20 protein-coding genes and 1 pseudogene are annotated in these 21820 nt (G+C 55.7%); 11 read left to right on the forward strand and 10 right to left on the reverse strand.

All coding sequences use genetic code 11. The annotated features are described in order from the left end of the window. The first annotated feature begins 2 nt into the window (after positions 1 to 2). Entirely contained in the window at positions 3 to 833 is an 831-nt protein-coding gene (trpA, locus tag L9H78_RS10415; protein WP_249617956.1) for a tryptophan synthase subunit alpha, read from the forward strand. A 173-nt stretch (positions 834 to 1006) separates the two neighbouring features. Here the strand turns inward: trpA and L9H78_RS10420 are convergent, their stop codons facing one another. Further along, positions 1007 to 2287: a dicarboxylate/amino acid:cation symporter gene (locus L9H78_RS10420; RefSeq protein ID WP_249620058.1), complete on the reverse strand. Its 1281-nt coding sequence runs from the start codon at positions 2285 to 2287 to the stop codon at positions 1007 to 1009. A 93-nt stretch (positions 2288 to 2380) separates the two neighbouring features. On the opposite strand from L9H78_RS10420, the gene L9H78_RS10425 reads away from it, so the two are divergent. The 3 genes from L9H78_RS10425 (at position 2381) to L9H78_RS10435 (ending at position 3712) form a co-directional block, all read left to right on the forward strand. Continuing rightward, complete coding sequence (locus tag L9H78_RS10425) at positions 2381 to 2851, forward strand: SdpI family protein (RefSeq protein ID WP_249620059.1); 471 nt, start codon at positions 2381 to 2383, stop codon at positions 2849 to 2851. 108 nt (positions 2852 to 2959) lie between these two features. Beyond that, on the forward strand, positions 2960 to 3331 hold the full coding sequence (locus L9H78_RS10430; RefSeq protein ID WP_021353365.1) for a Rieske (2Fe-2S) protein: 372 nt from the start codon (positions 2960 to 2962) through the stop codon (positions 3329 to 3331). A gap of 45 nt (positions 3332 to 3376) precedes the next feature. Beyond that, positions 3377 to 3712, forward strand: coding sequence for a hypothetical protein (locus tag L9H78_RS10435; RefSeq protein WP_249620060.1), 336 nt, complete (start codon positions 3377 to 3379; stop codon positions 3710 to 3712). Between the two features lie 77 nt (positions 3713 to 3789). On the opposite strand, the pseudogene L9H78_RS10440 reads toward L9H78_RS10435, so the two are convergent. Both L9H78_RS10440 and L9H78_RS10445 read right to left on the reverse strand, forming a co-directional pair. Beyond that, positions 3790 to 3996, reverse strand: a pseudogene (locus L9H78_RS10440) (AzlC family ABC transporter permease); the annotation flags it as partial. Between the two features lie 56 nt (positions 3997 to 4052). Continuing rightward, positions 4053 to 5513, reverse strand: a complete 1461-nt coding sequence (locus L9H78_RS10445; protein WP_249617963.1) for a CCA tRNA nucleotidyltransferase — start codon at positions 5511 to 5513, stop codon at positions 4053 to 4055. 28 nt (positions 5514 to 5541) lie between these two features. On the opposite strand from L9H78_RS10445, the gene L9H78_RS10450 reads away from it, so the two are divergent. The 7 genes from L9H78_RS10450 to L9H78_RS10480 all read left to right on the forward strand — a co-directional run bounded on the left by L9H78_RS10450 (position 5542) and on the right by L9H78_RS10480 (position 16068). Beyond that, entirely contained in the window at positions 5542 to 6363 is an 822-nt protein-coding gene (locus tag L9H78_RS10450; protein WP_249617964.1) for an NUDIX hydrolase, read from the forward strand. Next, on the forward strand, positions 6360 to 8711 hold the full coding sequence (locus tag L9H78_RS10455; protein WP_249620061.1) for a hypothetical protein: 2352 nt from the start codon (positions 6360 to 6362) through the stop codon (positions 8709 to 8711). Before L9H78_RS10450 ends, L9H78_RS10455 begins: the two co-directional genes overlap by 4 nt. Before the next feature lie 15 nt (positions 8712 to 8726). Continuing rightward, positions 8727 to 12464 (forward strand): lipid II flippase MurJ, encoded by a 3738-nt coding sequence (locus L9H78_RS10460; protein ID WP_249620062.1) that lies wholly within the window; start codon positions 8727 to 8729, stop codon positions 12462 to 12464. 140 nt (positions 12465 to 12604) lie between these two features. Further along, positions 12605 to 13168: an RNA polymerase sigma factor gene (locus L9H78_RS10465; protein WP_021353375.1), complete on the forward strand. Its 564-nt coding sequence runs from the start codon at positions 12605 to 12607 to the stop codon at positions 13166 to 13168. A gap of 127 nt (positions 13169 to 13295) precedes the next feature. Beyond that, positions 13296 to 14225, forward strand: coding sequence for a thioredoxin-disulfide reductase (gene trxB, locus L9H78_RS10470; RefSeq protein ID WP_021353376.1), 930 nt, complete (start codon positions 13296 to 13298; stop codon positions 14223 to 14225). A 185-nt stretch (positions 14226 to 14410) separates the two neighbouring features. Continuing rightward, complete coding sequence (gene trxA / locus L9H78_RS10475) at positions 14411 to 14734, forward strand: thioredoxin (RefSeq protein ID WP_249620063.1); 324 nt, start codon at positions 14411 to 14413, stop codon at positions 14732 to 14734. A 149-nt stretch (positions 14735 to 14883) separates the two neighbouring features. Then, a complete protein-coding gene (locus tag L9H78_RS10480) occupies positions 14884 to 16068 on the forward strand; it encodes an N-acetylmuramoyl-L-alanine amidase (RefSeq protein ID WP_249620064.1) in 1185 nt (394 codons plus the stop codon). Between the two features lie 220 nt (positions 16069 to 16288). Here L9H78_RS10480 and L9H78_RS10485 read toward each other — a convergent pair whose 3' ends face one another. The 7 genes from L9H78_RS10485 to rpmH are packed head-to-tail and all read right to left on the reverse strand — an operon-like array spanning position 16289 to position 20995. Next, positions 16289 to 17515, reverse strand: coding sequence for a ParB/RepB/Spo0J family partition protein (locus L9H78_RS10485; protein ID WP_249620065.1), 1227 nt, complete (start codon positions 17513 to 17515; stop codon positions 16289 to 16291). 16 nt (positions 17516 to 17531) lie between these two features. After that, positions 17532 to 18470 carry a ParA family protein gene (locus L9H78_RS10490; protein WP_023018657.1) on the reverse strand — a complete coding sequence of 313 codons (939 nt, stop codon included), beginning with the start codon at positions 18468 to 18470 and terminating at the stop codon, positions 17532 to 17534. A 10-nt stretch (positions 18471 to 18480) separates the two neighbouring features. Continuing rightward, positions 18481 to 19083 (reverse strand): 16S rRNA (guanine(527)-N(7))-methyltransferase RsmG, encoded by a 603-nt coding sequence (rsmG, locus tag L9H78_RS10495; RefSeq protein WP_249620066.1) that lies wholly within the window; start codon positions 19081 to 19083, stop codon positions 18481 to 18483. Then, entirely contained in the window at positions 19083 to 20090 is a 1008-nt protein-coding gene (gene yidC, locus L9H78_RS10500) for a membrane protein insertase YidC (RefSeq protein ID WP_249617972.1), read from the reverse strand. Before yidC ends, rsmG begins: the two co-directional genes overlap by 1 nt. Before the next feature lie 19 nt (positions 20091 to 20109). Beyond that, positions 20110 to 20478 carry a membrane protein insertion efficiency factor YidD gene (yidD, locus tag L9H78_RS10505; RefSeq protein WP_347276364.1) on the reverse strand — a complete coding sequence of 123 codons (369 nt, stop codon included), beginning with the start codon at positions 20476 to 20478 and terminating at the stop codon, positions 20110 to 20112. After that, positions 20423 to 20848 carry a ribonuclease P protein component gene (rnpA, locus tag L9H78_RS10510; protein WP_249620068.1) on the reverse strand — a complete coding sequence of 142 codons (426 nt, stop codon included), beginning with the start codon at positions 20846 to 20848 and terminating at the stop codon, positions 20423 to 20425. The genes yidD and rnpA overlap by 56 nt, the downstream gene beginning before the upstream one ends. A 3-nt stretch (positions 20849 to 20851) precedes the next feature. Beyond that, a complete protein-coding gene (rpmH, locus tag L9H78_RS10515; protein WP_021353386.1) occupies positions 20852 to 20995 on the reverse strand; it encodes a 50S ribosomal protein L34 in 144 nt (47 codons plus the stop codon). Positions 20996 to 21820: the final 825 nt, after the last annotated feature.

Genomic DNA, 21820 nt, shown 5'->3' on the forward strand with positions numbered 1-21820 from the left:
TCATGGGACGTTACGAAACACTGTTCGCTGATTTACGCACAAAGGGCGAAGGCGCGTTTGTGCCATTTTTTATGCTCGGCGATCCCAGCTATGAGGCATCGCTAGAACTCATTCGGGCAGCAGTGAATGCTGGGGCAGACGCATTGGAAATCGGCATTCCCTTTAGTGACCCGGTCGCCGACGGTCCAGAAATCGAGAAATCCCACCAACGGGCTTTGCGCGCGGGTGCCAGTCTGGATAAGTCGTTGCAACAGCTGCGCCAGATCCGCGAGGAATTCCCGGATACCCCCATCGGCTTGTTGGTCTATTGCAATTTGGCGGTAAGCAAGGGAACCGCACAGTTCTATCAAGCCTGCGCCGAGGCGGGGGCGGATTCCATCTTGATCCCGGATGTTCCCACGCGCGAAGGTGCTCCGTTCGTCGCGGCCGCGCAACAGGCAGGAATTTCGCAGATATTTATTGCTCCGGCACGTGCCAGCGAAGAAACGCTGCGGGCGGTTAGTGAAAACTCGACGGGTTATATTTACGCGTTATCACGCCACGGTGTCACTGGCGCAGATAAAGAAGCCGAGACCGGGGGATTGGATACTGTTGTCGATGCGATTAAACGCTTCGATGGTGCACCGGTGCTCTTAGGTTTCGGTATTTCGGAGCCTGAACACGTGCGCGCAGCATTAGCCGCTGGCGCGGACGGTGCGATCACCGGCTCTGCGATTACCCGTATTATTGCTGGCCGGGTGAACTCCACGGAGCAGGGTAACGAGTTCACTCTCGCAGAGCTTGCCGACGAGGTATCCGACTACGTCGCACACATGAAAGCTGCAACGCGGTAGCTGCACCGAAGTAGCTACAACAAGGTAGCTGCAACGCATTAAGCGCCAGGACTAACCCAGCCCTGGCGCTTAAATCATTGTCACTGTCGATTGTCAGTGTCTGTGTATTTCTGGCAGTGTGTTCCGGTCAATGTCTTTCTGTCAGGGGTTGCCTGAATCAGATTTTGCCTAAATCAGTTTTTAGCTGTTTCAGTTCTTCCGCTGCCAGGAGAATCCTGGCCCAGTGCTTCACCCGTGGCAGGAACATCGTAGTCGTCCGGCAAGCCAACGCCTTCTGCCGCGGTGCCGTTCTTGGTCCACTTGTTGATCAACAAGGCGATCGCACCATCGCCAGTGATATTCGCCGCGGTGCCGAACGAGTCGACCACGATATACGCCGCAATCATTAGTGCGAGCATATCCTCGTCGAAGCCCAACATGCTGCCCAGCAATCCCAATGCCGCATACACCGCACCACCAGGAACACCAGGGGCAGCCACCATCATAATGCCCAGCAACAGCATGAAACCTAGCGCGAGGCCGAAACTGACATCCATGCCCGACAGGTAAACAATGCCGAAGGTGTACAAAATCAGTTTGGTCATCGAACCCGAGAGGTGCATGGTGGCACCGAGTGGAACCACGAATCCCGCGATATTTGGTGCCACACCGTTTTTCAGTACGGACTTGTAGGTCACCGGAATGGTGGCGGCAGAAGAAGAAGTACCCAGTGCGGTGAAGTAGGCAGGAAGCATGTTCTTCAGCGCGGTCAGTGGGTTCTTCGCCGACAGCGCACCGGCGAGAAGGTACTGCAGGATGACGACCACCCAGGTCATGACGACGGAAAGCACGAGCACGCGGGCAAAGGAATTGATGACATCGCCCAGGTTATCGTTCATCATCAGGTTCAGGAAAATACCGTAGATGAACAGTGGTAATAGGGGGATGACGAAGGAGGTAATCACCTTCATGATGAGTTTCTCGAACTCGCGCACACCCTTGTACAGCGCGGGCGAGGACACCGCCGTCATTGCCAGCCCCACGGCGAACGCGAGCAGCAGAGCGGTCATGATTTCGAATGGGGGAGCCATCTCAACTTCGAAGTACGGCGTCAACGCCCCTTCTTCGACGTCGCTGACATCGAGATCCAGCGATTGTTCACCCAACAAAGTCGGGTAACCGAATACCGCCACAGCGTAGGCCAGCAACCCAGCGCCGATGGTGGAAAGATAAGCAATACCGGTGGTGATACCCAACCACTTTCCGGCACCCTTACCCAGTCCGGCGATTGCCGGAGTAATCAGTGCGAAAATCAGCACTGGCACGAAGAAGCCGAGGAATTGGCTAAACAAGCCGTTAAAGGTGACGAATACTCGGGCTAGCCATTCCGGGAAGAATAATCCCGTAACGACGCCAAGAATGATCGCCACCACGACGCGAAACAGCAGCGAGGAGCTGACTTTACGAACGCTCATAGAAAACTCTTAACTATGGATGGTGGTATTCAGGACCCCTTAAGCATAGCGAAGTGTTTTCGTCATTCTCGCAGGCAGGGCTAGACTGGGGACATGATCGTCGTTTCCATCCTGCTGTTCGTTTTGGCCGCCATCGTTATTACCGTGGGCGGACTGGCCACCTTAAAAAAGCTACCTGGCAACAGCATTTTCGGCTTACGGGTACATGAAGCACGTAAGTCGCCGGAAGCATGGATGACATCGCACGCCGTAGCGGGCCCGGTCTGGTTGGTTGCTGGGGCAAGCCTGACGTTCGGCGCTTTAGTATCGCTACAAGCGAGTGGACTGATGTGGGTCATTCCTGCCGTGACGACGGTCGTCGGCATCGTTGCCATTTCCTACGGCGCCAACCTGGGTGCCCGGACCGCTGTCCTCTACGACCAGCACGTCAACGCAAAAAAGAATGCGGATGCTACCGGTGGGTGTTGTTCGTCTGGCGGCGCCGACGCTGACGGAAAACCGAAAACACCCAGTGTTGATATGAACGCACTACGTCGCGCCGCTCGGCAAGCTGATAATCAGTAGCCTAAAAATCACAGTGACGTTATCCGGCAAAGAATATCTGCTGCAAATTAAAGACACTGTGACAATAAATGCGATAACCCCGCATCCCGAACGCAAGGAGTGACCACCATGGCACAGAATTGTTCCCGTCGACTTTTCCTTCTCGGAACCGCTACCACCGTCGCGGGCGCCTTCCTAGCCGCATGTGGTAAAGAACCACCAATGGAAGTAGCCAAGGCGGAGATTCCAGTCGGATCAGCAATCATTGCCGACGGATACATCATCGCCCAACCTGAAGAAGGTAAATACGTCGCATATTCCCAGCAGTGCCCGCACCAGCGGAACCTAATCACTAAAGTCGAAGGCGACGAGGTTCGCTGCACAGCGCATAACTCCGTATTCAAAATCGCCGACGGTTCCGTGGTCTCTGGCCCGGCCCGTGACCCGTTGGAGCCGGTTTCCATTGATGACGCCGGCAACGCGCTCAACGTCCACAGTTAAATACACGGAAATAGCGAAGTACACGAAGATAGGGAAGTGTTTCACGTGAAACATCTATATACGCGACTGACGATGACCATCCCCGGTGCGGGAACAGCGATTCACCTCGCGGAATTGGAAGAAAGCGGATCCGGTTGCCTGGTACACCGCATGATCGCGCTGACACCAGATGAAGTTATCGCTGGGGCAGCGCGCGTCGACAAGCCAGGAACCAGCGCAGAAAGGATGCACCGTGCCGGACAGATCGATGTACCCAAAACCACCGTCCCGCATCCCAACACTTACGGCGACTACCCGGATATCACCACACAACATTTATCCCACGATGCCTTTGCGGCCTGGTGGGCAGAAGTACAACAACGATTCCCAGAACTGGCCTAACAAACTCACGAACGGGGGACTAAAACACTACGTTAATAAAGCCGACGTATGCTGCCGTTCCACCAATGATCGACAGTGCCGGTGAACGCCGCAGAAATCGGGCCGACGCCCGCCCCGATCAGCCCAGGGGCGAGAAACTCCATGAACCCGGCGTAAATGACGACCGAGAAAATCGGGGCCCACCACCAGGCGAACCCCAACTGCGTGATAAACACGCCGAAAGCCAAGCCGAGCGGCACCAAGCCAAGAAAAACCGGGGCGGCCTCCTGCAACCCAGCGCGCACGGATTCCCGCCGGTGTGTGACGTGGGATTCCCATTGCTGCTAGGTGAGTGGGGCATTTAGGCCACGCCCCACTTTTCCCGCAACTTCGCTATGGCTTCCTCTTTGCCGAGGGGGCCGTGCTCCAGGCGTAATTCCTTCAAATATGCCCATGCCTTGCCCACCTCTGGCCCCGGCTCCAGCCCTAAGATTTCCATAATCTCATTGCCATCCAAATCCGGGCGTACGCGAGCCAAGTCTTCCTTTTCCTGGATCTCGTCAATACGCTCCAGCAAATTGTCATAGGCGCGGCCCAACCGACGAGCCTTCTTTTGGTTCCGCGTGGTGCAATCAGCCCGCACCAACTTATGCAAGCGGGGGAGAAGTTTACCCGCGTCCGTCACGTAACGACGTACCGCAGAATCAGTCCATTCACCCTCGCTGAAACCGTGGAAACGCATGTGCAAAAACACCAAATTCGCGATGTCCTCGATCACGGCCTTCGGATACTTCAGCTTCCGCAGCCGCTTACGCGTCATCTTTGCACCCACCACCTCGTGGTGATGGAAACTCACGCCGCCACCGGGCTTTTTCGCCCGTGTAGCAGGCTTGCCGATGTCATGCAGCAACGCCGCCCAGCGCAACACCAAATCGGGCGACTGCTCGTCGTCTTCGAGATCAATCGCCTGTTGCAAGACGGTCAAGGAATGCTTGTAGACATCTTTATGCTGCAAGTGTTCATCCGGCTCCATGGCTAAAGCCGGAATTTCCGGCAGAATATGCTCTGCCAGACCAGTTTCAACTAGCACCTCGATGCCCGCTACGGGGTTCGCTCCCGCCATCAGCTTGTCCAATTCCACCTGCACGCGCTCGGCGGTAATCCGGTTAATCTCACCAGACATTTCCTTCATTGCAGCGCGCACCCGGTCCGCAATGCGCAGCTCCAATTGGGAGACAAAGCGCGCGGCACGCAACATGCGCAGGGGATCATCGCGGAAGGAAATTTCCGGAGTATCTGGGGTATCCAGCACACCGGCCACCATGTCAGCGAAACCACCAACCGGGTCATGGAACCGTCCGGTGATCAGGCTCGGGTCGTCGTCGGCAAGCGTCAATTCCACCGCCATGGCATTGACCTTGAAATCTCGGCGGATCAAATCGCCTTCCAGGGTGTCGCCGAACTCAACAACGGGGTTGCGGGAATCGCCATCATAAGCGTCGGACCGGAACGTGGTCAGCTCGATCTGCTCACCCTTTTTCACGGCAGAAACCGTGCCAAAAGCAATGCCAGTGTCCCACACGGTCTCGGCCCAGTCATTCAAAATCGGCTGCACCACGTCGGGGCGGGCATCGGTAGTAAAGTCCAAATCATGGCCCAGCCGCGACAGCATGGCATCGCGGACGGAACCGCCGACCAAAAACAGCTGATAACCGGCCTCGTCAAAACGCTGCACCAACCCCGACAAAAGCGGGGAAAGTTCGCGGACGGCCTCGGTTGCGCGTGCTAACAGAGCAATCTGCTGGGTGTCTGAAGAATTCACCCACGTTAGTCTACTACGATCATCTGTAATGACTAATGAGGAAAAGAGCCACAAAAGCCGACGCCGACGCCGGCGTCGCCCGGCCGCACAGAAGGGAGGTCACAATCCCGCCGGCGGCACCAATAATGCTGCAAAGAACTCTGGCACGAAGAACACTGCCGCAAAGAACAGTGCCGCGAAGAATACGGAAAATAATTCCGGGAAGAAACGTCCAAAAGCTGCACACAAGAGCCAGCAAAACCAGCAGAGCAAACAGCAGCCAGCAAAGCAGCATCCCTCCAAACAGCCTGCACACTCGAATAAAAGCGCACACCAACGCAAGGGACACCACTCCCAACGTTCCGTTATGGAAACCCGCACGGAAACCTCAGCGGGCGGTTTGGTGCTTTCCGGTCTCGCCGAAGCTGTGGCAGAAAACGGGAAGGTGGACCTCGCCAGCATCTACGTTGCACTGATCGGCCGATTGGATCGCCGGGGTCGGCTGCTGTGGTCAATGCCGAAAGGGCACGTGGAGCCGGATGAAGATCACAACGTCACCGCCGAGCGGGAGGTGTGGGAGGAAACGGGCATCCATGGTGCGGTTTTTGCGCACCTAGGTGTGATTGATTATTGGTTCGTCTCCGATGGAGTACGCATACATAAAACTGTGCACCACCATTTGTTGCGCTTTGTTGACGGCTGGCTCAACGATGAAGATCCTGAGGTGACTGAGGTTGCCTGGATCCCAGCCTCCGAGCTTATCGAGCGCCTGGCATATGCCGACGAGCGCAAATTAGCGCGAAAGGCACATGATTTATTGCCGGAATTGGCGCGTGCAGAAAAAGAGGCGGGAAGGATCACCCCGCGATGAATCGGTTGGCTGCTTCGTCTGCGTTGGTGGCTTTATCCGCTCTTGCCGCTGCTCCTGCTGCTCTGGCGGCACCCGAACCGGTGCCGGTATCACCTGATAATTCTGACCTATGGGGATTGCCGCACGATGAGCTAGCTGACGATAACGTCTCGCTATCACTGACTTCTTTGAAAGAAGCTGCTTCCGGAGATTCCGCAACTGAGTCTGTGAAGCTGGGGGAGAAGCTGCGCGCGGAATTCCGTGTGGATAACCGTTCGACGTCTGAGTTGACGGACGTGCAAGTCACCGTACGTCGTGCTGCTGCAGTGGACTCGGCGGCTGCGGCGCAGGACGCACTGACGGGAAGTGATTTTCCGTATTGGGCTAACGCGACGAAGGTGGACTCGGTGCAGCCGAATAGTTCCACGGCGGCGTTTCTGGATATTGATACTGCGTTGGCGGCCTCGCCGAGCCTGAGCATTGAGAAGCCAGGAGCTTACCCGTTGTTGTTCACGCTCACGGGGATTCAGGATGGCGACCCGGTACATTTGGCTAGCGAACGCCTAATTTTAAGCGTCGGAGATCCTAATACCGTGGACCTTGACGACGCTACCGGCACCGACACCCCTGCTATTGCTAACAGCGAACACGGGTTATCCCTCATCGTGCCGGTTTCGGCAATGATTGATCCAGTGCCGGGAGCCACGGGTGATGATCCGTTAATCGTGCGCTCGGAAGATTTCACCCACCAAATCTCTGAAGGCGGACGGCTGTATGAGCTAGTCAAAACGTATCGCGAACACGAACTTCGTGGTGCATCATGCATGGCTTTAGACCCCGCAGTGGTGAATTTCGCATCGCGGATGACCGAGGGCTACTACGTCAACGAGCAACGCCCAGAAATTAATAACGAGCCAGTGCGTCTGCGGGATTCTTGGGGAACCAACAAAGAACCAGATCTCGGCGTCGAAGGCACAGGGGCTGACGATGCACGGGCCTGGCTGGATATGTTGCGTGAGGTCGATTGCGTCCTGGCGATGCCGTGGGCAAACACGGACCTCAACGCTGTACAAGGCACCCATGACGGCTGGATGTTGCATGAAGCCACCGATCGCGGCCCGGAGTTGCTGCAGCGGATCCTTGGCCTGGACGCCAAGCCGCTAACGCTTCCCGGAAACGGCTATGTTTCACGGGAAACATCCTATGCATTAGGAAACCTTCCGGAAGGTGCTCACTTAATACTGGCAGATAATGCGGTAGCCACCGCTGCCGAGGCTCTCGCGGACCCAGAGAGCAATCTGCGAGCATCCACCTTCGACAGCGCGCTGGCGGCAATCTTAAGTGATACCGGCCAGCAGCCAGTCACATCCCCCTTCACGCCCTTGGCACACCGCACCGGGGAAACGAAAGCCTCGGAACATGCGCGCACGATCACCGCTGCCAGCACGCTCCGCACCACCGTTCGCAATCAAGGTGCGGAGTCAACCGACACTGCTACCAGCGGCACCACCATCGCGTTGCTACCCGCGCTTGTCGACGCCACCGTCGCCGATACCTTGCTCGAGACCGCAGCTGAACTACTGACAGAACCGGGCATCGCCCCGCAACCACTGGGCGCAGCCGTCGACAAGAACGCTATCGATCCCGCAGACGCCCACGAACTGGCCGCGCACACCGATGCTTCCACAACCCCCGCATCCGGAAGCCCGTATCCAGACCCCACGGTGTTCACCGACCTGGAGCTCACCCAGGTGCGGCAACAGGTGCGCTATATTAACGAGCTCATGTCGATCATGAACAATGATCCCGCAATCTCGATGACTCGTTATGAGTACACTCTGGCACTCCGCCGCGACATGCTTATCGCCTTGTCGCACCACCAGCGCAACACACTTTCAGGTTATGACAGGGCAGTCGCCGCCACCTCCGAGCGCATCAACGCCAATCGCGCAGTATTGAAAGAGCTTCGCGAGTCCGTCTCACTCGCACCCCCAGGCAATGTCTATACGCGCGTCTCAGATTCCTCTCCACTGCTTGTCGTCGCCAAGAATCAGCTTCCACTACCGGTGACCACGCAGCTGTCGTACAACTCTCCAAAAGGAACGCGTCTCAACACGCCGGAGCAGGTTAGCATTCCCGCTCGTGGCTCGATTACCGTAACAATGACAGCTGATATCCCAGCGGATCGCGGAAGAACTGATATCCGGCTGTGGCTTGCCACACCAAACGGCTCTGGAATTTCGCAACCAGTGGAAATCACGGTAAACACTCGGAGCGATTCTGTGATCATATACAGCGTCGTCGCCGGGCTGGCCCTGGTGTTGGCTACAACAGTGACGTTGCGGGTGCGGCGTCGCAGAAAGAATTAGCATGAATAGATTGGTGTGTCGTTGACAGATACTGAAACTACTTCGGTTCGATCTACTCGCGGACGCATCGTCGAGCCGACACCACCGGCTCCGGTACCGAAGAAACGTCCGCAGCCCGTCGCTGTGCCGGACGCCGAAGATAAATCCGATCTGCGTCGTGGACGCAATGACGAAAAGGCCAGCGATGCTGATGTCGTCCGCGCTACAGGTTCGATGGCGATCGCCACGCTGATTTCTCGTATCACGGGCTTTCTGCGCAATGTATTGATCACCGCCACCTTGGGTGCTGCGGTAGCTTCGGCCTTCAACACGGCGAATACGCTGCCCAACCTGATCACCGAGATCGTCCTCGGCGCGGTGTTGACCTCACTGGTGGTTCCAGTGTTGGTGCGTGCCGAAAAGGAAGATCCCGATAGGGGAGAGGCCTTTGTCCGCCGATTATTTACCTTAGCGATCAGCCTACTGGGCACGATCACGCTGATATCTTTGCTGACAGCGCCGTGGATCACCAGGTTGATGCTGCCGGAATCCGGCCAGGTCAATGAAGTTCAGGCGACGTCGTTCGCGTTTTTGCTGCTGCCACAGATCATGTTTTATGGGCTTTTTGCCCTGTTCCAAGCAGTGCTAAACACCAAGGGGATTTTCGCACCCGGTGCCTGGGCACCAGTGGCGAATAACGTTATCTCCATCGGCGTGTTGCTGTTGTACTGGACGGTTCCGGGCTCGCTGAACCCGGCTGCACCATCACCGATCACCGATATCCACGTCGTATTGCTCGGCTTGGGTACCACCGCTGGTGTCGTCGTCCAGTGTCTGCTTCTGGTGCCGTATTTGCGCCGGGCGAAGGTCAATCTAAAGCCGCTGTGGGGCGTGGATGCACGCTTAAAGCAGTTCGGTGGCATGGCTGCCGCGATTATCGTTTATGTGGCGATTTCGCAGTTGGGGTACGTCATTACCACGCGCATCGGTGCGCTTGCCGACGCCCAAGCGCCAATCATTTACCAGCAGGCGTGGCTGTTAATTCAGGTGCCGTATGGCGTCATTGGCGTCACGCTGCTGACTGCGATCATGCCGCGGCTTTCCCGCAACGCTGCCGACGGCGACGACAAAGCCGTGGTTCGCGACCTGACGGTGGCCACCAAGCTGACGTTCATCGCGCTGATCCCCATCGTCGTATTTTTTACTGCTTTTGGCACTCCTATCGCGCAAGGCCTGTTCCAGTACGGCCTATTCGGTGAAGAGAGCGCGGTTTTGCTCGGTTGGACACTGAGTTTTTCTGCGTTCACGCTGATTCCATACGCATTAGTTCTGTTGCACCTGCGAGTGTTTTACGCGCGTGAGGAAGCCTGGACGCCAACGTTTATTATCGCCGGCATTACGGCAACGAAAATTGCGCTTTCCTTGTTGGCTCCGGTGATTGCTGCCCGCCCCGAGACCGTGGTTATTCTGCTGGGCGCAGCGAATGGCTTCGGCTTCATCACCGGTGCCATCATCGGTATTTTCTTGCTGCGCCGGAAGTTAGGCTCGCTGCGTGCTCGGGAAGTGCTGTCCGCTTCTGGCTGGTCGCTGGGCGCTGCTTTCGCCGGTTTGCTGGGCGCGTATGCGGTGCTGTTCTTGTTACGGATGTTGCCGGATTCCTGGGGGCTGGCAATTGTGGACCTCGCACCAGAAACGCTGCAGTCAGCTTTGCGTTCGGCGGGAACACTGGTGTCCACGATTATCGCGGGCTTGGTATTTTTGACCGTCACCGGCATCGTTTTGTCCTTCTCCAAGATCCAGGAAATCCAGTCACTGGGCCGGGTTGCTCGTCGTTTGCCGGGTCTGTCCAAGCTCATCAAAGTCAATGATTCCGACGACGTCGCCGATGGCGAGATCGACCTGCAAGATATTTCGGCACGCTTTTTGGCGCAAGATACCTTCAACTCCAGTCCGGTGCCACCACCGATGTCTGCTGGCGTCGTGCGTGGCGCCCGCCTGACTCCAGGCGCGCCAGTGTCCGACGGGCGCTTCCGGCTGCTACGCGATCACGGCAGTGTCGCCGGGGCACAGTTCTGGCAGGCGAAAGAAAACGCCACTGGGAAAGAGGTTGCGCTGACGTTTGTCACCACGACAGGTAATGCCCCAATGGCAGCGATGACCCCTGCGCAGTCTGCCCGCGCGGCTGCGGAGGTTTCGCGTCGTACGCGTCGTTTGGCACAGCTGAATTTGCCAGGTATTGCACCAAATATCCGTGTGCTGTCCTATCGTTCCGGTTGCTTGGTGGTCGCGGATTGGATCCCCGGCAGCGATCTGAAGACGGTGGCTGAATCGGATGGTTTGGATCCTGCTGCCGTGGCCGAGGCTTTGGCCCCATTTGCCGATACGATCGCCACCGCGCACGAGAAGGGGCAGACCGTCGGTTTGGATAACCGAAGCCGGGTACGGATTTCCACCAAAGGCACCGCGATGCTGGCTTTCCCGGCTGTGCTGAGCGATAACACCATTGAGGGCGATCGTTCCTCGCTGAATTCCGCGATTTCGCAATTGGTGGAATCGACCTCGCCGACGCCGGAAGAGTTGTCGACGATTACAGAACCGCGTGTCCCGCAACAAGCTGAAACGGCAGAACTGGCTAAACAGGCTGAACAAACAGACGCGGGTGAGCAGGCTGAACAAACAGACGCGGGTGAGCAGGCTGAACAAACAGACGCGGGTGAGCAGGCTGATCAGGCCGACCAGAGTGGTCAGGCCAACCAGGATGAGCAGGCTGACAACCAGAATGCACAAGCGGTTAGGCAATCGGCGACGCCAGCCAAAGAACACGATAGCGACAGGGCTGTCCGCGGCACGGAGAAATCAGCCCATGTGGCAGAATCCGCAAGCTCGCAAGCATCCGCAGCCGATGATTCAGAGCTAAGTGGTACTTCAGAGCTCAGCGGTACTTCAGCACCGAGTGGGACTGCAGCGGCGCGCGCTGCTGCCCAAGCAACTGAACCGGTGGAGCCCACCCCACGCGAGATTTCCGACCGCTTGCAGCGATTTATCCGCGGCGAGCAAGAAGAAGAACCTGGTGAGGTCGAGGCGCTGCCGGTCGAAGATGAAGCCACGCCAGATGTGGAAGAGCGCGCCGGTTTCGGAGCCCGTGGTTATTCCAACGGTGGGGTCATCGTCATTGCCACATTCACGTTCTTGTTGATCATCGCTGTAGCTGCTTTGTCTGCCTACGTCTTCTCGTTGTTCAACCAGAACGACGATTCCAGTCCAGTGTCCTCGGATGCCATTCACACCACCAGCGCTCCACCAGCACCGGTTATTGATTTGCCGGTGATCCAAATTCTGGCCCACGCGCGGTTGTTCCCAGATGGTCCAGAAGCCCCCGAGGCCATCGACGGACTTCCAGAAACGGTCTGGGAAACGCATCAATCCGACCCAGCGTTGTTGGTGGCCACCCGAGACCCTGTGATCTTGCAAGACCTAGTTATTCGCTCAGAGACCGCCGGTGGAAAATTTTCCGTATTTGCGATCAATGACATTACTGGCGACGACGGTGTCACTGCCATGACACCCATAGATCCCGTTACCATTGACCGGGAATCGTTACCGCGGATTGCTACCGGCACACTGTCGGAGGGCCGCAATAATGTCACCTTGAATAGTCGCAATGAGTTTTCTGGTGGCGTATTGATCCAATTCAGTGGCGTGGAAGATGAATTACGCTTACGTGATGTCATGCTCACTGGCTTGAACACTGTCGATCATCTGCAGTTGCAGTAGCGTTCATAACACGTATTCCAAGCGCCGTCCGGTTTTTGTTGCACATTGAAATGTGCAATTCCGGACGGCGCTTTCGTCGTACCTACGGTGTAATGGGGGCCACAGGGGGAAATTTCTGGGGAAACACAATCGGGGGGACCATGACAGAACACACTGAAATTTCTGATCAACAGCTAGTCGACGATTTCTGCAGTGGCGATGCCAGTGCTTTTAACGCGATTTTCACCAAGCACCGGCGTCGATTGCGTGGCGTAGCGCGCCGCTATGCAGGCAACGATCACGATATTGACGACATCATGCAAGATGCGATGCTTAAAGCCAGCACGAAGCTAGACACCTACCGGGCAGAATCTGCGTTGAGCACCTGGCTGCACCGGTTAGTCATGAATGCCGGTTATGACTACCTCAACCACAAGCATCGCCGGGAAACCCCCACGATTGACGCAGAAGTGGTGCCACACGACCACAACCCAGCTTTGGGTTATGATCCCGCTGGAAGTGTGGATGCGCGAATTTACCTGCAGGATGCTCTTGCAGAACTCGCCGAGGAACAACGCGAAGCTCTGACCCTGACAGATATCGCAGGCTACAGCATTTTTGAAGTCGCTAAACAGCAAGGCGTGGCACCGGGAACCGTAAAATCGCGACGTTGGCGGGCACGCCAGGCCATTCGCGACGCCGTCGAACGCGCTCAAACCGGCTAGTTGTTAGGGCAATCATCGTGGGCTGTACCACACCTCAGGTCCATTGCGACCATGCTTGCGTCGCCAAGATTCTGTTTCATTAGCGCGTAGAATATCTGGCAGACAGATCCAGCAACGGAGGAAAATAATGATCGTTCACGATGTCGCCATAATTGGTTCTGGCCCAGCCGGCTACAGTGCCGCGCTTTATGCTGCCCGCGCTGAACTCAACCCAATCGTTTTTGAGGGCTATGAGTACGGCGGCGAATTGATGAACACCACCGAGGTAGAGAACTACCCCGGCTTCCAAAAGGGCATCATGGGCCCCGAGCTAATGGAAGAAATGCGCGCACAGGCCCAACGTTTCGGTGCTGACTTGCGTATGGAATTAGTCGATCGCGTTGAGCTCGACGGCGAAATCAAAAAGATCTACGTCGGCGATGAGGAATTTGCCGCCCGCACCGTAATCTTGGCGACGGGTTCGGCACCACGTCACCTGGGAGTAGAAGGAGAAAAGGCGCTGACAGGCCGTGGCGTGTCTACCTGCGCTACTTGCGACGGCTTTTTCTTTAAGGACCACGATATCGCTGTCGTCGGTGGCGGTGATTCCGCAATGGAAGAAGCTACCTTCCTCACCAAATTCGCCCGATCGGTCACCATCGTGCACCGTCGCGAAGGTTTTTCTGCCTCGCCAATTATGCTGGACCGGGCAAAAAACAACGAAAAGATCTCCTGGGAGCTGAATAAGACCGTTGCTGCCATTCAAGAATCTGCAGGTAAGGTATCTGGCCTGACTCTGCAAGACACCCAGACCGGCGAAACCAGCGAGCTGGACGTGACTGCACTATTCGTCGCAATCGGTTCAGACCCGCGTACGGACTTAGTGCAAGGCCAGGTCGATTTGGAAGAAACTGGTTATGTCAAGGTCAACCACCCACACACCCACACCAACCTGGATGGGGTATTCGCGTGCGGTGACTTGGTGGATGACCACTACCAGCAAGCCATCACTGCTGCTGGTTCCGGCTGTCGTGCAGCCATCGACGCCGGCGAGTACTTGGCTGCTGTCGCCCGTTGAGGGCTATTGGCAGCGGCAGTTCACTGGGAGTCAGCTGGGAATTTCCCCGCTGCAAAATAGAATTTTGCGCAACGTTTACTTGTGGTCATGGCAGACGCGTTTTCGCGCGCCATGGCACTAATTCGTTGTGACTACACTAGAATTCTTAGTAATTCTTTCTAGAAAACCACGAGGTGACAAGTCACATGAGCAACACAATTGACATCACGTCCCAGACGTTCAAGTCTGAGGTCGTCGAATCAGATGTCCCAGTCATCGTCGATTTCTGGGCACAGTGGTGCGGTCCTTGCAAGAAATTGGGCCCAGTGCTGGATGAGATCGCCGCGGAATACGACGGCAAGATCAAGGTTGCCAAAGTAGACGTTGATAGTGAACGCACCCTGGCTGCCATGTTCCAGGTCATGTCTATCCCTTCGGTGATGATCTACTCGGGTGGTTCCAAGGTGGACGAGTTCACCGGCAATTTGCCAAAAAAGCAAATCATCAGCAAGGTCGAGGCCGTTCTCTAGGTTCAACCTAGAGGGATACCCGAAAGCGGTCATTCCCGCCTTCCCGCATTCACGCGGGCAATGTTTTCTGGCGGGAGTGGCTGCAGGACCGAACACATTCCAAATATGAACACCATGACCATGGCTATCACGCTGCATGAGGGAGCGTTGTGACGAAAGTATTGAAGGTGGGCGATTCTTCAGCTCGCGTAGCAGAAGCTCGTGCCACTTTGGCCCGTCTGGGCATGCTATCCCACTTCGACGGTGACGTGGCGGACTGGAAGACTCAGAAATTCAGCGAAGAAGACAAATATTTCAGCACTGAATTGGCGGACGCGTTGAAGGCTTTCCAGCAATCCCGCGGCATCATCCCGTCGGGCACAATCGATGAGATCACCCTACGGGAACTTCGTCATGCCTCGTACACGCTGGGTGCCCGGGTGCTGTCTTTCCAACCCAACCAAGAACTATTTGGTGACGACGTCGCACAACTGCAGCGCCAGCTACAGGAATTAGGCTTTTACAGCCACAACCTCGACGGTCATTTTGGACAAAACACGCACGAAGCATTGAGCAATTACCAGCTCAACTCCGGTTTACAAGATGACGGAATCTGTGGACCGAACACCATCCACTCTCTTTCTTTACTCGGTCGCCGCATCTCCACAGGCGGATCGGCACAAGCCATCCGGGAACGCGAGTGGGTTCGCCGTGCCGGGCCAAAGCTGGCAGATAAACGTGTCGTCATTAATCCCGCGCTAGGCGGCGCTAACAAGGGAGCGACTGTCCGCGGACGTTTTGGTGAGATCACGGAAGAAGAAATCCTCTGGGATCTGTCTTCTCGTATCGAAGGACGCATGATTGCCGCTGGTGTGGAAACTATTATTTCCCGCCCTCGCATGGATGATCCCAGCGAGCGGGAGCGTGCCGATATCGCCAATGCTTTTGGTGCGGACCTCGTGATTAGCTTGCACTGCGATCATTATCGGAATGATAAGGCGAATGGCGCAGCAACATTCTATTTCGGCTCGAATTACGGTTCCTCCTCAATGATCGGGGAAAAACTTTCTGGCTTTGTACAACGCGAAATCGTTGCCCGCACAGAACTACAGGATTGCCGCAACCACGCACGTACCTGGGAAGTACTGCGCCTGCCGCAGATGCCAACCATCGATGTCGTTCTGGGGTATTTGACGAACCCACAGGATGTCCAAATTTTGACGCAGCCAAAGCACCGAGATGCCATCGCGGAAGCCATCGTCGTTGGTGTGAAGCGGTTGTATTTGCTGGATCAGGACGATATGAAAACCGGCACCTACAACTTCGCAGAGCTGTTGGAAGCCGAACAGTCTTAGCCAGTGTTTCTCTGGTCTCGTGCATGCAGCATCACGCTAATCACACTGGGCTTTCCGTCTATGAACGCAAACAGTAACGCAAACAGTCGGCAAGCAGCACGAAGGTAATCAGCAGAGACGGTCAACAGGAAACAAATAACCCGGGCGCTGTGCACTAGTCGAAATAACTAGGCACAGCGCCCGGGTTTTCTTTGGATTTCGCAGAGGTTTCTGCCCACATTTAGTCCGCGGTTCCGGCAGAACCTTCAATGAGCTCCATGATGCGTTGGAAATCATCTTGGTCACCGAATTCGATAACCATTTTTCCCTTACGTTTGCCCATGGACACAGTGACTTTCGTGTCCCATTTATCGGCCAGACGTTCGGCTGTATTCGTCAAATACTCTGGTTGTGGTGCTGGCGGATTTTTCTTCTTCGCTGCTGGCTTTTGCCCTTTATTCAGCAGTACAACGGCTTCTTCTGTGCCTCGCACGGATAGGCCTTCAGCTACCACGCGTTCTGCCAATTGCGACATCTGTTCTTTTTCCTGCAACCCCAATAACGCACGAGCATGCCCAGAAGAAAGCACACCAGCATCTACTCGCCGCTGCACATCTACCGGCAGGCGTAGCAAACGCAGAGTATTGGTGATTACCGGGCGAGAACGCCCCAGCCGGTCAGCTAGCTGTTCCTGTGTCACACCGAATTCTTCCAGCAACTGCTGATAGGCATGGGCTTCTTCCAGTGGATTCAGCTGCACCCGGTGGATATTTTCCAGCAATGCGTCGCGCAGCAAGGCATCATCTGTGGTTTGTCGCACGATAGCAGGGATCGTCGATAAGCCAGCCCGAGAAGCTGCCCGCCAACGTCGCTCACCCATGATGAGTTCGAAGCCGTCTTCCGCCGGGCGCACGACAATGGGCTGCAGAAGCCCGAATTCTTTAATGGAGTGCACTAACTCTGCTAAGTCATCAGCATCGAAGACGGTACGCGGCTGCTTCGGGTTTGGCGAGATCTGGCCGACGGGCACCTCACGGTAGGTAGCACCGAATTGCGGGCCAAGACTTCCTGCGCGTGACCGGGCCGCGTTGGACGACGAAGACGCGATCGTTGGTGCGCCGGGAACACTGGGTTTATTGGTGGATTTTCCGGCCTCTGCGGCATCGCCTTTGCCTGTGTCACGACCATCGCCGGTGGTACCGAGCTTCGGGGCCCCGGCCAATCCTGTACCAGAACCAGTACCAGAATTAGAAGTTTTTCCCTTGCCTGTATTCTTCTGGCCAGCCGGGCCAGCGTCACCAGCATCGCGGGCCCCACGGTTGCCGAGCGCCGATCCCAAAATCACATCAGCCGCGGAATTTCCTAGCCTAGGACGCGCGGACTGATCCTCGTCGTTCGCAGAAGGAATCAGGGCAGCCAAGCCACGGCCCAAGCCGCCTTGTTTTTGGTGTGGTTTTTTCTCCGCCATGAAAACTCGTTACTCCTTATGCTTCGTCCGCTGTGTCGTGCACCGTATCGTCGGCAGCCTGATCTGCAGTCTCTTCGGCTGTTTCAGTGGCTTCGTCGGCGTTCTGTTGGGAGAGCTGCGCAAAAATCTCCGGGCTCACACCAATCGGCCCCGTCGAGCTGTGGGGCACGTAGTCACCGCGCTCATCCAACTCTTTCGCCGCCGCTCCGTAGGCATAGGCGCCGTGGGAGCTCGGGGAGTAGTCAATCACCGTCTGCCCGTATCCGGGGGCTTCTGAGACGCGTACAGAGCGCGGAATGACATTACCCAGGACGACGGCACCAAACTGCCCGCGCACTTCATCGACGACTTGCTCGGCCAACTTGGTGCGCCCGTCGTACATCGTCAGCAACACACCGGAAATGTGTAGATCTGCATTCAGATGCTCGCGGATCATAGTGATGTTGTTCAGCAGCTGCCCCACTCCCTCCAGAGCGTAATACTCACACTGGATCGGAATGATCACTTCTTGCACCGCCGTCATCGCGTTGATCGTCAACAGGCCCAGTGATGGCGGGCAATCAATGAAGACGTAATCGAACCCGTATTCGTCCAAAAAACCGTTCTTCAAAGCGTCGGATAGCCGGTATTCGCGGCGCACCAAACTCACCAACTCAATCTCTGCACCAGCCAGATCAATCGTGGCAGGGATGCACCAGAGATTGTCACGGTTTGGAGACTGTTGCACGGCTTGCTTCGCCGTAGCGTTGCCGAGTAAGACCTCGTAGCTAGATTTCGTGCCTGTGCGGTGCTCGACGCCCAGCGCCGTAGAAGCGTTGCCCTGCGGGTCGAGGTCTATGACCAACACCGTATGGCCTTGGTGGGCGAGGGCAGCGGCTAGGTTCACGGCGCTGGTGGTTTTCCCAACGCCGCCTTTTTGATTGGCGATCGTGATCAAGCGGGGCTGCTGTGTCATGCCAATGAGCTTACTTTACGCGGTGAACACGTATCAGGGTGGTGGGTTCGTCCAGCTCAGACCCCACAGTAATAATTTCGGCGCGTTCGCCTTTAGCGCGTTTAATCGCGGCTTGATCACGCTCGATTTCTTCGCTTGCCGACGAACCTTTCATCGCCAGCATTATTCCGCCGGGGCGACACAGGGGCAGCGACCACCGTGCCAGCTTAGCCAGTGGAGCCACCGCACGGGAGGTCACTACGTCAAATTTCGCATCTTTGCCCAGGTTTTCGGCGCGCTCGCGGATGACGGTGACGTTGTCGAGTCCGAGTTTCTCACTGACTTCGCTCAGATAATTGGAACGCTTCAGCAAAGGTTCCAACAACGTTACGTGTAGGTCTGGGCGGGCGATAGCCAAAGGGATACCAGGCAGGCCAGCTCCGGAACCAATGTCAATAGTGCGTGAGCCTTCTGGAATTGCCTCGCCGATAACTGCACAGTTGTAAATGTGCCTATCCCACAGTCGTGGGGCCTCCCGCGGACCAATGAACCCACGGGTGGTGGCATCCGTCGCCAAGGATTCGTGATAGGCCAGCGCTAGATCCTGCCGTTCGCCGAAAATACGAGCCAGCATTATTTCTTCTTGCCCTGGTTTTGTTGCTGGTTGTGGGCTTGGTTCTTGCGCTGCTTCTTCGTCTGCTTATTTAGCTTGCGAGCCGCCGGGGCTGGTGCGGAAGAGCGCTTAGCTTCGCGCTTTGCCTCTTCTTCTGCTTCTTCTTCGCGGTCCATTTTGCCGTAGATGATACGGGTTTGGATGAAGGTCCACACGGTGTTGGTCAGCATGTAGAACAGCAGACCGATAGTCCAGATGAAGCCGGTGGCCAAGGTGATTGCTGGCATGACCCACAGCATCATCTTGTTCATCATGCCCATCTGCATCTGCATCATTTCGGCGTTATCCCCGGTGGGTTGCGGGGTCTTGCCCGCTGCGCGGCGAGCTTCCTGGCGGCCGACGGTAAAACGAGCATTCAGGTGGGTCAGCGTGGCGATGGTCAGCACCAACGGCACCGCAACAGCAATGATGTTGAGACGGGTGAAGTCTGCCCCAAAGGTCTGCATAGCGTCTTCCGACATGGAGATAAACGCAGAAAGAGGCACGCCAAATACGTCGGCGTCCAAGAAGGACTGGACATCTTCGACGGAGAATGAATAGTTCGGAATATTGCGGTTTTCTTCTACCGTCAAACCTGGGGAACCAAAACGCTCCTCCGTCCGGTTGAACATACGCAACACGTGGAACAAACCAATGAAGACTGGGATCTGCGCGAGCATCGGCAGACATCCCGCCAGTGGGTTCATCCCGGATTCTTTATAAAACTTCTGCAGCTCTTGGCTCTGCTTCGTTTTATCATTTTTGTACTTATCCCGGATTTCTTTCATCTTTGGTTGCAGCTCTTGCATTTTCCGGGAGGAGCGCAACTGCGTGATCATGGGCTTGACCAACAAAGCTTTAATGGTCATGGTCAACAAGATGATGGACAAAACCCAGGTATATCCGGAGTGCGGATCCATCACCAGGCTTAAGACATCACGCCAAAAACCTAAGATCCACGAAATCGGATAATAGATGAAATTAAGCACAAATAATCCTTATTCTGACTTATTCTGATTCGTTCTGACGAGGAGCTTCCGGCAAGTGTGCAGACGGACTTGCAGGATCGTAGCCACCCGGGTGCCAAGGGCCACATTTAGAAATTCTCACGATAGCACAGACCAGGCCTTTGAAAGCCCCGTGACGCGCAAAAACCTCCAGGCTATAGGCGCTGCATGTAGGCTCGAAACGACAAGTCGACATCGGTTTCTGGGAAGACAGGTTTTTCTGGTAAAACCTCACCATTGCCACCAGCAACCGGGAGGGACCACGCGCTGCGGGGATAGCTTCCCCATCCGTGTTGTAATACGTCACCGTTAAGTCACCGCCGTGGGGCCGTTTCCACATTCTTTGCAGTAGAAGCATTTGAGGCAACATGCGCAGAAGTTTTCTCGAGCTTTTTCAGCGCACGAAACACTGCACTACGTACATCTTTGCGCAGCTGCTGCGGCTCAGCGTCGACAAGCGCAGGTAGAGCACGCACGACGACGTCGACCGCAGGGTCAAGTTCTACACATAGCTCACGGCAGATTTGACGCAATTGGCGGGCGGTGCGGTGCCGGACGACGGCATTGCCAATGCTTTTAGAGACGATAAGACCAAAACGGGGACCAGAAACAGCAAGTGTTTCTGATCCCTGTTGCTGATAGCAGTGCGCTATCACGCTGCGTGATCCTGCCCGCCGTCCCTTTTTCGTGACCCGCCGGAATTGTTGCGGCGAAGTCAGTTTATGTTGGCGGGGAAGCATAACTTAAGCAGTCAGCTTCGAACGACCCTTTTTGCGACGGGCTGCCACGATGGCACGGCCAGCGCGCGTACGCATGCGGGTACGGAATCCGTGAACGCGTGCGCGACGACGGTTGTTTGGTTGGAATGTGCGTTTACCCTTTGCCACGGTAGATCTCCTTCACTAAGCGGTGCGACGCTGCCATAGTGGCGCGTCAGATGCAGTTCGAGAACCAACACTCCGCGCCAGCGAGCTTGGGAAAGCGCTGCAACGCACGAGTGCCATTCGGTTCTTCAGTACACAGTCCGAGACTGTGAAAAGACTTAGCCAGACTACGTCACAGCGAGCAGGAAAAACAAATCAACACGCCGTAACAGCCTGGCGATTTTGCTCTCGCCAACTGCCAGCCATGCGGGTACCCCCGGAATCACAAGAATGTTATCCCCAGGAATGAATCAACCCCTGTGAAATACAACCCGGCGCAGTGCTGCACGTTCTCCACAAAGCATCGAATACGGGATCCATAAATAACAACCATGTGATTCAAGCAGGTTATCGAAGAAAAACCGCTTGCTAGACAGTTTTCCACACCAGCAGGTAGTAATAAATAGGAGCTTCTACTCACAAGAATCCACAACCACAACTGTGGATAACTCTCAACAGAAAGTTTACAGTTAGGATAAAAATGCAGGTAGAAAGCTATAATTACCAACAATAAGTTATCCACAATAATGTGGATAACTGTGAATAACATCTTCCGCGAGTCTATTCACAGTTGTGGATAACTCTGTGAAATACTGGTCAAGCTATATTTCTGGCAGCAGCTACCCTGTGGAATCCTCCTGGGGAATTTCATTTGGAGCTTGCTCTGGAGTTTGCTGACCAGAAATAACTAGCTAGATAACAAAAATCGCCGAAAGACTCTCCGAGAACCCAAGGCTAAAACACCAGCAAACACAAAACGACGACCGAACTAGACAGAATCGAGGCACT

Source organism: Corynebacterium pseudodiphtheriticum (assembly GCF_023509295.1).
Taxonomy (GTDB): Bacteria; Actinomycetota; Actinomycetes; order Mycobacteriales; family Mycobacteriaceae; genus Corynebacterium; species Corynebacterium pseudodiphtheriticum.